The organism is Lonepinella sp. MS14436 (assembly GCF_042470565.1).
Lineage (GTDB): Bacteria > Pseudomonadota > Gammaproteobacteria > Enterobacterales > Pasteurellaceae > Lonepinella.
The window spans coordinates 1,760,538-1,773,710 of sequence record NZ_CP170385.1 but is presented as its reverse complement, the minus strand read 5'-3'; the positions used below and the strand labels follow the sequence as shown (position 1 = coordinate 1,773,710).

The following is a 13,173-nucleotide window of genomic DNA, read 5'->3' as shown; positions in this document are numbered from 1 at the left end:
TTAATCTGATTACTCAAAGTGCGGTGGAAAATAACTTAATTTTTCATTATTGTGTCGCTTGAATTGCTGTTAATGCGATGGTGTACACAATATCATCAACCAATGCACCACGAGATAAGTCGTTCACTGGTTTACGCATACCTTGTAACATTGGACCAATAGATACTAAATCCGCAGAGCGTTGCACTGCTTTGTATGTCGTATTACCTGTATTCAAATCAGGGAAGATGAATACCGTTGCTTTACCTGCTACAGGGGAATTTGGTGCTTTGGATTTTGCCACATCTTCCATAACAGCGGCATCATATTGTAATGGACCGTCAATGATTAAATCAGGGCGTTTTTCTTTGGCAATGCGAGTGGCTTCTTTCACTTTTTCAACATCTGCACCTGAACCTGATGTACCCGTTGAGTAAGAGATCATTGCCACTTTCGGTTCAATACCAAAGGCTTTGGCTGAATCAGCGGATTGAATGGCGATTTCCGCTAATTGTTCCGCATTTGGATCTGGGTTCACCGCACAGTCACCATAAACTAACACTTGATCTGGTAGCAACATAAAGAAGATCGAAGATACAATAGAGCTACCTGGGGCAGTTTTGATGATTTGCATTGGTGGACGAATGGTATTCGCTGTGGTATGCACGGCACCAGATACTAAACCATCTACTTCGTTAGCTTCTAACATCATGGTTCCTAACACAACATTATCTTCTAACTGCTCGCGAGCTGAGGTTTCTGTCATGCCTTTGGCTTTACGTAATTCCACTAAACGAGCCACATAGTTTTCTCGTACTGAGGTTGGGTCAATTACCGTGATGCCTTTACCCAATGTTACACCTTGTGCTTCAGCTACACGTTGAACATCTGCTGGGTTAGCTAATAAGATACATTCTGCAATACCACGTTCTGCACAAAGCACTGCAGCTTTAATGGTACGAGGTTCATCACCTTCGGGTAACACAATGCGTTTTTTCGCCACACGAGCTAATTCGGTTAATTGGAAACGGAACGCTGGTGGTGATAAACGACGAATTCGTGAGGAACCCTCCGCAATTTGATTAATAAAATCAGTATCAAATTGTTGACTGGTGTATTGTTTAATATTTTCAATTCGTTCTTTATCGTCAACGGGGACTTCTAAATTGAAACTTTGTAGATTTAATGCGGTTTGCCAAGTACTTCCTTCAATACGGAAAACTGGTAATCCTGTGGTTTCAAAGGCACGTTGGCATAATTTAGTAATTTGGCTATCAATTTTGTAACCACCGGTTAATAAAATACCGCCTAATTCAATGCCGTTAGTTGCCGCTAAAGCCGCAGCAGTTAATACATCAGGTCTATCGGCGGAAGTGACCAATAAACTTCCTGTGCGGAAATGTTCTACCATATTTTGTAATGCTCTTGCACAGAAAGTAATACCACGAATACGGCGAGTCGTAATTTCCCCCTCGTTGAGAATAGCAGCACCGAGATGTTTGACCAAGTCGATAACACGGGTGGCGATTAATTCTGCTGACCAAGGAATACAAGCTAATACTTTAATTGGACTGGTGGCGAATAAGCGATACACTTCGCCAGCTTGGTTGTGGCTATGTTGGTATGAATCAAAAATCTCCGTTAAATCAGGACGGGTGCGACCACTGTCATCAACAGGAGCATTGAATTTGTTAATGACGACCCCAAGTAGGTTAGGGTTAGATTTTCCACCAAAAGATGCTGCCGCTGCTTCAACACGTTCTTTTAATTGATTCGGTGTATCTGTCGCAGGTGCAGCCACTAAAATAATTTCTGCATCTAAGGCTTGAGCAATTTCATAGTTAATTCTGTCGGCATAAGAATTTTTTCTAGTCGGAATTAACCCTTCTACAATAACGATTTCATTGTTTTTGCTTAATTGTTGGTGCTGTTCAACAATTTTTTCTAAAAGTACATCTGTTTGATTCTGACCAATTAAATTTTCGGCAATGCTTAACATAAAAGGTTCAGCGGTTTCGATACTTGTACTGGTACGTACAATAGAAGTTGTGCGATCTAATTTGTCTTCACCACTGCTAGGTTGCGAAATAGGCTTGATAAAACCAATTTTGGTACCTTTTTGTTCAAGCGCTTGAATTAAACCCAGACTAACACTAGTTAAACCAACTCCGCTACTGATTGGGATAAGAATAATAGTTCGTGACATAATATTTCCTAATTTGAGAGAATGTTGAGTGAAAAAGCAAACTGCCGATAATTATCGGCAGTTGTTTATTTAATTATTTTATGCAAAGACGAGCTGTATCTCGTGCGATGACTAATTCTTCATTGGTTGGGATTACCATAGCGATTGGCGTATTATCTTTAGTGATAATACCGTCTTTACCAAAACGAGCCGCTAAGTTTTTCTCAATGTCTATGTTATAACCAAATAATTTTAAGTGATTTAAGGTGATTTCACGGACGTGAGCAGAATTTTCCCCGATACCGCCAGTAAACACGATAGCGTCTAAACGTTCACCAATCACTGCCATGTATGAACCAATGTATTTGGCTAAACGGTAGCAATAGACATCTAATGCACGTTTGGCAGGTTCTTCTTTCTCATAGTTATCTTCGGCATAACGGCAATCGCTAGTCACTTCAGTTAAACCTAATAAACCTGATTTTTTCACTAAGGTTTCTTCCACTTGATCCATTGACATACCTAAGTTTCTGTATAGATAGAACACGATTGCTGGGTCAATATCACCAGAACGTGTACCCATAACCAAACCTTCTAATGGGGTTAAGCCCATTGAGGTATCAATACATTCACCATGACGAACAGCAGACACAGAACCACCATTACCTAAATGGCAAGTGATAACATTCACTTTATCTTCGGCAACACCTAAACGTTTTGCTGCTTCACGGCTAACAAAATAATGGCTAGTACCATGAGCACCATAACGGCGAATACCATGTTCTTTGTAAAGTGAGTATGGCAATGCGTATAAGTAGGCTTCTTCTGGCATGGTGGTATGGAATGCAGTGTCAAATACCACGACATTTTTGTCTTTTAAATGTGGGAAAATTTTGAACGCTTCTTTTATACCGATTAAGTGGGCAGGGTTGTGTAACGGTGCAAATTGAATGGCATCTTCAATACCTTTCACCACTTCATCTGTGACGATAACTGATGAAGTAAATTTCTCACCACCATGAACAATGCGGTGACCAATCGCTACAATGCTGTCTTTTAATTCTTGGGTTAATACATTTTCAACAATAAATTTCAATGCTTCGCTGTGAGCCGCACCCGCACCTAAATCTGCGTTGCCTTTCTCTCCGTGAATTTTCCATTTAATACGAGCTTCTGGAAGATAAAATGCTTCGGCTAAACCTGATAATTTTTCGTCACCAGAAACAGGATCTAAGATAGCAAATTTTAAAGATGAGCTACCACAGTTTAAGATAAGAACTAATTTTGACATAAATTAACCTATATTAAGGGTTGAAGTTAGAAGGTATTCAGCAAACACTGAATAGACGTTTTAAAAGTTATGATGTGCTATAGAATACACTTTTTTGGCGATAAAATAAATTATTAAGCGTAGAAAAAAGTAATCTTTATCAAAAAAAGTTGAAAGTTTAAACATTTTTTATAAAGTGCGGTGTAAATTTCCTTTTTTTTATTGGATAAAAGGGAGTATTCTAGTCTAATATTTTTATTTCTTAATAGAGCGAAAACATGACCACGATAAATTTAAACTTACAAGATCTTTCTTGCCAACATTGCGTAAAAAACGTGAAACAAACCTTAGAAAAAATCTCGGGGGTAGAACGTGCTGAGGTGAGTTTAACGCAAGCGACAGTAATCGGAGAAGTATCTGCTCAAACCTTAATTGATGCAATTGTTGATGTGGGGTATCAAGCCCAACTTGCTGACCCAAAATAGATCTACCAACACAACAAAATCCTCAGCCTGATCCTGTGGTGGTAGAAAGTCGTCATGATCAGGCAAAAATCGCCCAAAATGCACCGCAGTTTACTTTGTTATTGGACGGATTAAGCTGTGTGGCTTGTGTCGCAAAAGTGCAAAAAGCCTTATTAAATGTGACAGGGGTGAGTTCTACTCAAGTCAATTTAGCAGACAATACAGCTTTAGTGACAGGGTTTGTTGATCCGCAAGATTTAGTGCAGGCTGTGCTTGATATTGGTTATGGGGCAGAATTAGTTGAAGATGAAAACCAGCGTCGCGTCAAACAGCAAGCCCAACAGCAACAGGAAATTCAACAACGCCGTTGGCAAGCCACGGTGGCGTTAGTGGTCGGTTTTGGTTTATTCTTTTGGGGAATCTTTGGCGGTCAAATGCAAGTGACAGCCGATAATCAACTAAATTGGATGGCGGTTGGCTTGCTGGTATTGGCAGTGATCTGGTTTACGGGTCAGCATTTCTATCAACGAGCTTGGCTTAACTTACGTAATAAATCCACGACTATGGATACCTTAGTAGCATTAGGAACGGGGACGGCATGGCTTTATTCTTTTATGGTAGTTCTATTTCCCGATTTTTTCCCTGAAAATGCTCGTCATCTTTATTTTGAAAGCAGTGCCATGATTATTGGCTTGATTAATATCGGAAAAATACTTGAACTTAAAGCCAAACAGCAATCATCACAAGCCCTTGAACGATTATTCGATCTTACCCCCCAAACCGCCAAAGTCGTGACAGAAAATGGTGAAACAGAATTGCCGTTAAGCCGAGTTCAAGTTGGCATGCGACTACGTTTACAAACGGGCGATCGGGTTTGTGTTGATGGAGTTGTGACACAAGGTCATGGCTGGGTGGATGAAAGTATGCTAACGGGAGAGCCGATCCCCATTCAAAAAGAAAAAGGTGACAGGGTGAGTGCTGGAACATTAGTAACAGATGGTACGTTGCTTTTTCAAGCAGAACAAATTGGCAATCACACCCGATTGGCGAATATCATCAAATTAGTGCGACAAGCTCAAAGTAGCAAACCAGAAATTGGGCAATTAGCCGATAAAATTGCGAGTGTATTTATTCCTGCCGTAATAATGATTGCATTCATTTCTGCATTGGTTTGGTATGTGGTCACGCAACAGATTTCTTATGCTTTCGTCATATTAACCACCGTGTTAATTATTGCTTGCCCTTGTGCTTTAGGGTTGGCAACACCGATGTCAATTATTGCAGGCATTGGACGAGCGGCAGAATTAGGCGTGTTAGTTCGTGATGCAGATGCCTTGCAAAAAGCGGCGAGTGCAGACACGATTGTGTTTGATAAAACGGGTACTTTGACACAAGGTGAGCCAACGGTGACAGCAGTTTATACCTTTGGTGGTGTTGAACAAAAAAGTGCGGTGCAATTTGCGGCAAGTTTAGAGCAGGGAGCGAATCATCCCTTAGCCAAAGCCTTATTAGCTTACGCCCAAAATATCACATTAATTGAACCCAGCCAATTTAGCACGTTAAAAGGACTTGGAGTTAGTGGTGTCATTCATGGCAAAAAATTGTGGTTAGGCAATCGCACTTTATTACAGCAACAGAATATAAATACAGATATTGCAGAAGCCGATTTTTTGACAGAAAGCGAAAAAGGGGCAACGGTGATCTTTTTGGCGGAGCAAAATCAACTTGTCGCCATGTTTGCAATTCGAGATCCATTGCGAGATGACACAATCACTGCTGTACAACGGTTACAGCAACAGGGTTATCATTTAGTGATGTTGACAGGTGATCAACAAAAAACGGCACAAGCGATTGCCGATGAAATTGGTATTGAACAGGTTATTGCGGGCGTATTGCCAGAAGATAAAGCACAAGTTATTCAGCAATTACAGGCTCAAGGACGTAAAGTCGTGATGGTGGGGGACGGTATTAATGATGCTCCAGCGTTGGCTCAAGCGGACGTGAGTATGGCAATGGCAAGTGGCTCGGATATTGCGATTGAAACCGCCGAACTGACGTTAATGCGACATAGTATTAACAGTGTAGCAGATGGGGTACAGCTGGCTAAAGCGACATTAAGTAATATGAAACAAAATTTATTTTTTGCTTTTGTCTATAACTGCTTGGGTATTCCTCTTGCAGCAGGGGTATTTTATCCGTTATTAGGAATATTGCTGAATCCTATGATAGGCGGGGCTGCTATGGCTTGTTCGTCCATTACTGTGGTGACAAATGCGAATAGATTATTAAGATTTATACCCAAAAATTGATATTAATCAATAAATAAGTCGATTAGGCTTTTTATTCATAAGGTTTTTTTGTATGATAGCTCCGTCAAGAGAAATGCTTGATAATTCATAAAGTTCCTAAATAAATATAACTATATAATAGCTAAACTACTTTCCTACCACCCAAAATATGGGTGGTTTTTTTTTGTTTATAGGGTAGCGATCAGCAACTGAATAAAAAAGATCAGCGAAATCGCCATTTCGGCTAAACCCACCTGTTTGGTGGAGAGCTTTTTAGTTGGCAATATAATCGCTCTGGTTAATGGAATAACAAATGCCAGTGCTAATGAAAATTGTTGAAAAGGCATAAAAATCATCACGCATACTGTATGGTAAAGAATAGAAACAATTAAATAATAAGGATTTTTCCGCTCACGTAAGACTGATTTGACATAGAGTGTCACGCCGATAAAAAATAAGCTAGGTAAAGCAGCGACCCACCAAATCCGTTGATCAAATTGGTTTTCCGCAAAATAATAGGCTGCCATTCCTGCAATCGCAAAAATAATAATCGCATTAAGATCATTTAATAAAGCACGTTCATCTTTTTGTTTTACAAAATAGATACTGACAAAACTTAAGGGAATAAACAATATGGCAAAATATAAAATTTTCCAGTTATACCAAAGTGCTGGAATGACAAAAATGAAACAAGCACTAGCGTAAATCATTGTCCATTTTCTATACAATGCTAAATTTCTTCCTTTAAATAAATTGAGAAAAGGATAGGTCATTAAATATAACGAAAACCAAGCGAGTAGTAGAAAAAAATGTTGCCAAATAGGGTGAGAAAGCAACATTCCGTATAAAAATGGCATTAATGCCATCACAATAGCCCCGTATTGGTTAGAGATTAATAATTTCATAAGTAAAGTCATTAGATGAGAATGGTTAAAATTTTAATTTATTTTTAGCCAAATTGGTATAAACTTTTCGGGGTAATTTAAAGGAGATAACCATGACAATTCAACGCTTTCATCAAGCAACACGATATTCAGAAATAGCAGTACATAACGGCGTAGCTTATTTAGCAGGACAAATACCAGAAAATACACCTAACCAACCTGTTTACCAACAGACCAAAGATGTATTGGATTTAATTGATAAATTACTGGCAGAAGTCAACTCGGATAAAAGCCAAATTTTAATGGCACAAATTTTTTTAGCGGATATGCAAGATTATGCAGAAATGAACCGTGCTTGGGATGAATGGGTGGCTAACAATAACGCACCGCCTCGAGCTTGTGTAGAAGCTAAATTAGCAGATCACAGTTGGAAAGTGGAAATTGTAGTAACGGCGGCAACGCATTAATATAGATGAGAAAAACAGGTAATGAGAGTGATAAAGATATCATTACCTGTTTTTATTTTCAGTTGAAAGCAGAATAAAATGCTTGCCTTTTAGGCAAAAATGCGTATTATAGCCGTCTATACTTCTAAATGAAAAATTAAGGAATATTATGTCAAGCTATTTATTTACCTCTGAAAGTGTATCAGAGGGACACCCTGATAAAATCGCCGATCAAATTTCAGATGCGGTGTTAGACGAAATTTTAAAACAAGATCCCAAAGCTCGTGTAGCCTGTGAAACCTATGTAAAAACAGGTATGGCATTAGTCGGTGGAGAAATTACCACCTCCGCTTGGGTAGATATTGAAAACTTAACGCGTCAAGTGATTTGCGAAATTGGTTATGAACATTCGGATATGGGATTTGACGGAAAATCCTGTGCGGTATTAAATGCTATTGGTAAACAATCTTCTGATATTAATCAAGGAGTTGACCGTGCTAATCCATTAGATCAAGGTGCTGGCGACCAAGGTATTATGTTTGGTTATGCCACTAACGAAACCGATGTATTGATGCCTGCTGCGATTACTTACGCTCACCGCTTAATGGAACGTCAAGCACAGGTGCGTAAAAATGGCACATTAGATTGGTTACGTCCAGATGCGAAAAGCCAAGTTACCCTGAAATATGATAATAACAAAATTATCGGTGTCGATGCCGTAGTGCTTTCCACGCAACATAGTGACGCAGTGAGCCAAGCCGATTTAATTGACGGCGTGATGGAAGAAATTATTAAGCCGATCTTGCCAGCAGAATGGTTAAATAAAGACACTAAATATTTCATTAACCCAACAGGACGCTTTGTTATTGGCGGTCCAATGGGCGACTGTGGTTTAACAGGACGTAAAATTATCGTGGATACCTACGGCGGTGCTGCACGTCACGGTGGCGGTGCCTTTTCAGGCAAGGATCCGTCAAAAGTCGATCGTTCAGCCGCTTATGCCGCACGTTATGTAGCAAAAAATATCGTGGCAGCAGGTTTGGCAGATCGTTGTGAAATCCAACTGTCTTATGCGATTGGCGTAGCGGATCCCACTTCGATTATGGTGGAAACCTTTGGCACAGGCAAAGTGAGCAATGAATTGTTAGTTAATCTTGTGCGTGAATTTTTTGATTTACGCCCTTATGGCTTAATTAAAATGCTCAATTTAATCCAACCGATTTATCGTCAAACTGCCGCTTACGGACACTTCGGACGTGAGCAATTTCCGTGGGAAAAAATTGATCGAGCGGAAGAATTGAGAAAGGCGGCTGGGTTGTAGTTATTTTCTTGATAAGAAAATGGGCTAATTAGCCCATTTTAGTTATATAATTTTCCTATATTTTTTCAAAAGAAGACTTACCATGAAAAAACAAAACCTTGTCATTCTCGGCTCAACAGGCTCAATCGGTACTAGTACGCTTTCTGTCATCGAACATAATCCCGAACAATATCAGGCATTTGCCTTAGTAGGTGGACGTAATGTGGATTTAATGGTTCAACAATGCGTGAAATTTCAACCGCAGTTTGCAGCTTTAGATGATGATCGTGCGGCGAAAAAATTAACAGAAAAATTAACCGCACTTGGTAGTCAAACGCAAGTATTAAGCGGACAAAAAGCCATTTGTGAATTGGCAGCTCACCCTGATGCGGATCAAGTGATGGCAGCGATTGTGGGGGCTGCGGGGCTTTTGCCAACGCTTTCCGCTGTACAAGCCAGTAAAAAAGTGTTGTTAGCCAATAAAGAAAGTTTGGTCACTTGCGGACAGATTTTTATTGACGCGGTGAAAAAATCACAGGCTCGATTATTGCCCGTGGATAGTGAGCATAATGCCATTTTCCAATCTTTACCGCCCGAAGCACAGCAAAAAATTGGTTTTTGTCCGTTGCAAGAATTGGGGATTAGTAAAATTGTGCTGACGGGATCGGGTGGACCTTTCCGTTATACGGATTTAAGTGAGTTTGATGGCATTACGCCAGCACAAGCGGTGGCACACCCGAACTGGTCTATGGGTAAAAAGATCTCGGTGGATAGTGCCACCATGATGAACAAAGGGCTGGAATATATTGAAGCTCGTTGGTTATTTAATGCCAGTGCCGATGAAATGGAGGTCATTATTCACCCGCAATCCATTATTCATTCCATGGTGCGTTATATTGACGGATCAGTGATTGCTCAAATGGGGAATCCTGATATGCGTACGCCGATTGCAGAAACCATGGCGTATCCAAATCGTATTGTTTCAGGTGTTGCGCCGTTGGATTTTTATCAGCTGAATGGCTTAACCTTTTTAGCCCCCGATTTTAATCGTTATCCTAATTTGAAATTAGCCATTGATGCTTTTGCAGCAGGGCAATATGCTACTACAGCGATGAATGCGGCGAATGAAATTGCCGTGGAGGCTTTTCTAAATGGACAAATTAAATTCACCGATATTGCTCGAGTGAATCATCAGGTAGTCGAAAAAATTCAACCGCAGAAAATCACGGAAATTGACGATGTATTAGCGGTGGATCGGGTGGCTCGGGAATTAGCCATAATTGCTGTGATAAAAATGGCATAATAATTCTAAATATGTTATATTCGCACCCAAATTTTCAATTCAAAATTGCGGTTAAATGAAAGAATTAGATCTAAATAATATTCCTAAGCACGTTGCTATTATTATGGACGGTAATGGGCGTTGGGCGAAGCAGCAAGGAAAGATGAGAATCTTTGGACATACTAACGGGGTAAAAGCAGTACGCCGTACAGTGTCGTATGCTCGTCAGATAGGTGTGCAATCCTTGACTATGTATGCGTTTAGCAGCGAAAATTGGAATCGTCCAGAGCAAGAAGTATCAGCATTAATGACTTTATTTATGCAAGCCTTGGATTCCGAACTAAAAGAATTGCATAAAAATAATATTAAATTGAATATTATTGGTGACACCGCAAAATTCAGTGAAAAATTACAACAAAAAATCATTTATGCAGAAAAATTAACCGAAAATAATACCGCACTTTGCTTAAATATTGCGGCAAATTATGGTGGTCGCTGGGATATTGTGCAAGCTACACAGCAGTTAGCAAGTCAAGTGCAAGCTGGGAAGTTGGCAGTAGAACAGATCAATGAAGAACTCTTTCAGCAAAATCTAGTCACAGAAAAACAATCCCCCGTAGATTTGTTAATTAGGACGAGTGGTGAACAACGCATCAGTAATTTTTTACTCTGGCAAATTGCTTATGCGGAGTTATTTTTTTCGCCTGTACTGTGGCCTGATTTTGGTGAACAAGAATTTAATAATGCTATTTGGACCTATCAACAACGTGAACGCCGTTTTGGTGGTGCTTAAAGAAGGAAAGGAACTTGCTTAAACAACGTATTTTATCGGCAATAGTGATGATTGCCATTGTCTGTGCTGCATTATTTTTATTTTCTCCATTCTATTTTACACTAGCATTGGGCGTTATCGTCACCGCTGGGGTATGGGAATGGACACAATTTCCACGTTTAAAAATCGTATGGCGTTTTGTCGCAACGTCAATTTCTTTGGCTGTTTTATTTGTTTGGATTTTTAGTCAAGCGAACTACTTAAATGCTGGGCGAGTGTTTGCGGATTATGCCGAACCTTTGTTGCTTGTTTCTGTTATTTGGTGGTTTGTCGCTTTGGGCTTGGTCGTAACTTATCCAAAATCCGCTAAGATTTGGGGCAATTCTTTAATTTTACACATTATTTTTGCCTGTGTGACTCTTGTTCCTTTCTTAATTGCGGTGGCAGCGTTACGTTTAGAAAATTATAATATGGATAGCCTGCATGGTATTCAATTATTGCTTTATGTGTTTATCTTGGTTTGGGCGGCGGATAGTGGTGCTTACTTTGCAGGGCGTAAGTTTGGTAAACACAAATTAGCACCGAAAGTTTCCCCTGGAAAAACTTGGCAAGGCGTGATCGGTGGGTTGATTACCTCAGCAGTACTGTCAGAATTATTTATTTATTGTGTGGGTGATAACTTCTTTTTTCATGGGAATACTCTCAGTTTAACCGTGCTTTCTATTGCAACAGTGGCGGTTTCTGTATTAGGCGATTTAACGGAAAGTATGTTCAAACGTCAAAGTGGTATTAAAGATAGTAGCAATTTAATTCCTGGACATGGCGGGATTTTAGATCGAATTGATAGTTTAACCGCAGCCACTCCATTTTTTGCGTATTTCTACTTTTTTTGGCTATAAGGTGAGATGATGTCGTTTTTGTGGTCATTGGTTTCTTTTATTATTGTTATTAGCGTGCTGGTGTTCGTTCATGAATTTGGACATTTCTGGGCGGCAAGAAAGTGCGGTATAAAAGTCCATCGTTTTTCCATTGGCTTTGGCAAAGTGCTATGGTCAAGAAAAGATAAGCAAGGTACCGAATTTGCGGTGTCACTGATTCCATTGGGTGGCTATGTAAAAATGTTGGACGAACGCAATGAAGAAGTACCAGAACATTTAAAATCTCAATCCTTTAATAGTAAAACCGTTGTTCAACGTATGTTTGTGATTGTGGCAGGACCAATAGCGAATTTTATTTTTGCTATTCTGGCATATTGGGTGGTTTTTATGGTCGGGATTCCGAGTGTAAAACCAGTGATTGATAGTGTTAAACCAGACAGTATTACTGCACAGGCACAAATTGCTCCCAATAGTCAAATTCTTGCGGTGGACGGTACAGAAGCTCTTGATTGGGAAACTATTAATATGTTGCTGGCGACTAAATTAGGTAATCAGCAAGTGACGTTAACAGTTACCCCTTTTGGTGAAAATCGCCCACAAGAAAAAATCTTAAATATTCAACATTGGACATTTGATCCTGATAAACAAAGTGCTTTTGGGGCATTAGGTATTCAGCCTGTTGGCAATAAAGTAGAAATGAAAATTGCTAAAATCATGGAAAATTCACCAGCAGAAAGGGCTGGGTTATTAGTCGGTGATGAAATTTATGCAAAAAATGGTGAGGAATTAGTTTGGCGAGATTTTGCCAAACAGATTCAACAAGGGAAACCAGTAAGTTTACAAGTTCATAGAGAAGGTCGGATATTAGATTTGACTTTAATTCCTGAATGGCAAGATAAACGCTATATGGTGGGAATTGCCCCAACGGTTCAACCACTGAATGAGAAGTATCGTACAGAATTAAAATATGATATGCTTGACGCTCTATGGAAAGGTGTTGAGAAAACAGCACAACTTTCTTGGTTGACGGTAAAAGTAATTGGTAAGTTATTGACTGGAGATTTATCCCTGAATAATTTAAGTGGTCCAATTTCTATTGCACAGGGTGCGGGAATTTCTTCGCAAATCGGCTTGGTTTATTATCTAGGTTTTATGGCATTAATTAGTGTCAACTTGGGTATGATGAATTTATTTCCGTTACCAGTATTAGATGGCGGACATTTACTCTTTTTGGTGGCGGAAGGAATTAGAGGCAAACCTGTTTCAGACAAGGTGCAAAATGTGTGTTATCGCATTGGGGCAACCTTGTTATTAATGTTAACTGGATTTGCTTTATTTAATGATTTTTTACGTTTATAGAACGTTTTAAAATTTTTGCAGTCTGTATAGATTGTTCGGATTAATATCCCATTGGTAAATGAACAT

The 13,173-nt window shown here is 39.5% G+C and carries 11 protein-coding genes; 8 read left to right on the top strand and 3 right to left on the bottom strand.

What is annotated here, in order from left to right:
- Positions 1 to 46: 46 nt before the first annotated feature.
- Positions 47 to 2,185: a phosphate acetyltransferase gene (gene pta, locus O1Q81_RS08575; protein ID WP_386697090.1), complete on the bottom strand. Its 2,139-nt coding sequence runs from the start codon at positions 2,183 to 2,185 to the stop codon at positions 47 to 49.
- 73 nt (positions 2,186 to 2,258) lie between these two features.
- A complete protein-coding gene (locus O1Q81_RS08570; RefSeq protein WP_386686979.1) occupies positions 2,259 to 3,455 on the bottom strand; it encodes an acetate kinase in 1,197 nt (398 codons plus the stop codon).
- 257 nt (positions 3,456 to 3,712) lie between these two features.
- Here O1Q81_RS08570 and O1Q81_RS08565 point away from each other — a divergent pair, with 257 nt between their 5' ends.
- Both O1Q81_RS08565 and O1Q81_RS08560 read left to right on the top strand, forming a co-directional pair.
- Positions 3,713 to 3,919, top strand: a complete 207-nt coding sequence (locus O1Q81_RS08565) for a cation transporter (RefSeq protein ID WP_386697089.1) — start codon at positions 3,713 to 3,715, stop codon at positions 3,917 to 3,919.
- 38 nt (positions 3,920 to 3,957) lie between these two features.
- Positions 3,958 to 6,207, top strand: coding sequence for a copper-translocating P-type ATPase (locus tag O1Q81_RS08560; protein ID WP_386697086.1), 2,250 nt, complete (start codon positions 3,958 to 3,960; stop codon positions 6,205 to 6,207).
- Between the two features lie 167 nt (positions 6,208 to 6,374).
- Here O1Q81_RS08560 and O1Q81_RS08555 read toward each other — a convergent pair whose 3' ends face one another.
- Positions 6,375 to 7,091 carry a YwiC-like family protein gene (locus O1Q81_RS08555; RefSeq protein WP_386697085.1) on the bottom strand — a complete coding sequence of 239 codons (717 nt, stop codon included), beginning with the start codon at positions 7,089 to 7,091 and terminating at the stop codon, positions 6,375 to 6,377.
- A 92-nt stretch (positions 7,092 to 7,183) separates the two neighbouring features.
- Here O1Q81_RS08555 and O1Q81_RS08550 point away from each other — a divergent pair, with 92 nt between their 5' ends.
- From O1Q81_RS08550 to rseP, 6 genes are all read left to right on the top strand, one after another.
- On the top strand, positions 7,184 to 7,537 hold the full coding sequence (locus tag O1Q81_RS08550) for a RidA family protein (protein ID WP_386697084.1): 354 nt from the start codon (positions 7,184 to 7,186) through the stop codon (positions 7,535 to 7,537).
- Between the two features lie 148 nt (positions 7,538 to 7,685).
- A complete protein-coding gene (gene metK, locus O1Q81_RS08545; protein WP_386697082.1) occupies positions 7,686 to 8,837 on the top strand; it encodes a methionine adenosyltransferase in 1,152 nt (383 codons plus the stop codon).
- An 82-nt stretch (positions 8,838 to 8,919) separates the two neighbouring features.
- Complete coding sequence (gene ispC / locus O1Q81_RS08540; RefSeq protein ID WP_386697079.1) at positions 8,920 to 10,119, top strand: 1-deoxy-D-xylulose-5-phosphate reductoisomerase; 1,200 nt, start codon at positions 8,920 to 8,922, stop codon at positions 10,117 to 10,119.
- Between the two features lie 55 nt (positions 10,120 to 10,174).
- Positions 10,175 to 10,891, top strand: coding sequence for a polyprenyl diphosphate synthase (uppS, locus tag O1Q81_RS08535; RefSeq protein ID WP_386686967.1), 717 nt, complete (start codon positions 10,175 to 10,177; stop codon positions 10,889 to 10,891).
- A gap of 14 nt (positions 10,892 to 10,905) precedes the next feature.
- Positions 10,906 to 11,769, top strand: a complete 864-nt coding sequence (locus O1Q81_RS08530; protein ID WP_386686965.1) for a phosphatidate cytidylyltransferase — start codon at positions 10,906 to 10,908, stop codon at positions 11,767 to 11,769.
- 9 nt (positions 11,770 to 11,778) lie between these two features.
- Positions 11,779 to 13,107 (top strand): sigma E protease regulator RseP, encoded by a 1,329-nt coding sequence (rseP, locus tag O1Q81_RS08525; RefSeq protein WP_386698636.1) that lies wholly within the window; start codon positions 11,779 to 11,781, stop codon positions 13,105 to 13,107.
- Positions 13,108 to 13,173: the final 66 nt, after the last annotated feature.

Excerpts from the sequence above, each read along its gene's own strand:
- pta (WP_386697090.1), bottom strand. The coding sequence starts at position 2,185 with ATGTCACGAACTATTATTCTTATCCCAATCAGTAGCGGAGTTGGTTTA.
- O1Q81_RS08570 (WP_386686979.1), bottom strand. The coding sequence starts at position 3,455 with ATGTCAAAATTAGTTCTTATCTTAAACTGTGGTAGCTCATCTTTAAAA.
- O1Q81_RS08565 (WP_386697089.1), top strand. The coding sequence starts at position 3,713 with ATGACCACGATAAATTTAAACTTACAAGATCTTTCTTGCCAACATTGC.
- O1Q81_RS08555 (WP_386697085.1), bottom strand. The coding sequence starts at position 7,091 with ATGAAATTATTAATCTCTAACCAATACGGGGCTATTGTGATGGCATTA.
- O1Q81_RS08550 (WP_386697084.1), top strand. The coding sequence starts at position 7,184 with ATGACAATTCAACGCTTTCATCAAGCAACACGATATTCAGAAATAGCA.
- metK (WP_386697082.1), top strand. The coding sequence starts at position 7,686 with ATGTCAAGCTATTTATTTACCTCTGAAAGTGTATCAGAGGGACACCCT.
- ispC (WP_386697079.1), top strand. The coding sequence starts at position 8,920 with ATGAAAAAACAAAACCTTGTCATTCTCGGCTCAACAGGCTCAATCGGT.
- uppS (WP_386686967.1), top strand. The coding sequence starts at position 10,175 with ATGAAAGAATTAGATCTAAATAATATTCCTAAGCACGTTGCTATTATT.
- rseP (WP_386698636.1), top strand. The coding sequence starts at position 11,779 with ATGTCGTTTTTGTGGTCATTGGTTTCTTTTATTATTGTTATTAGCGTG.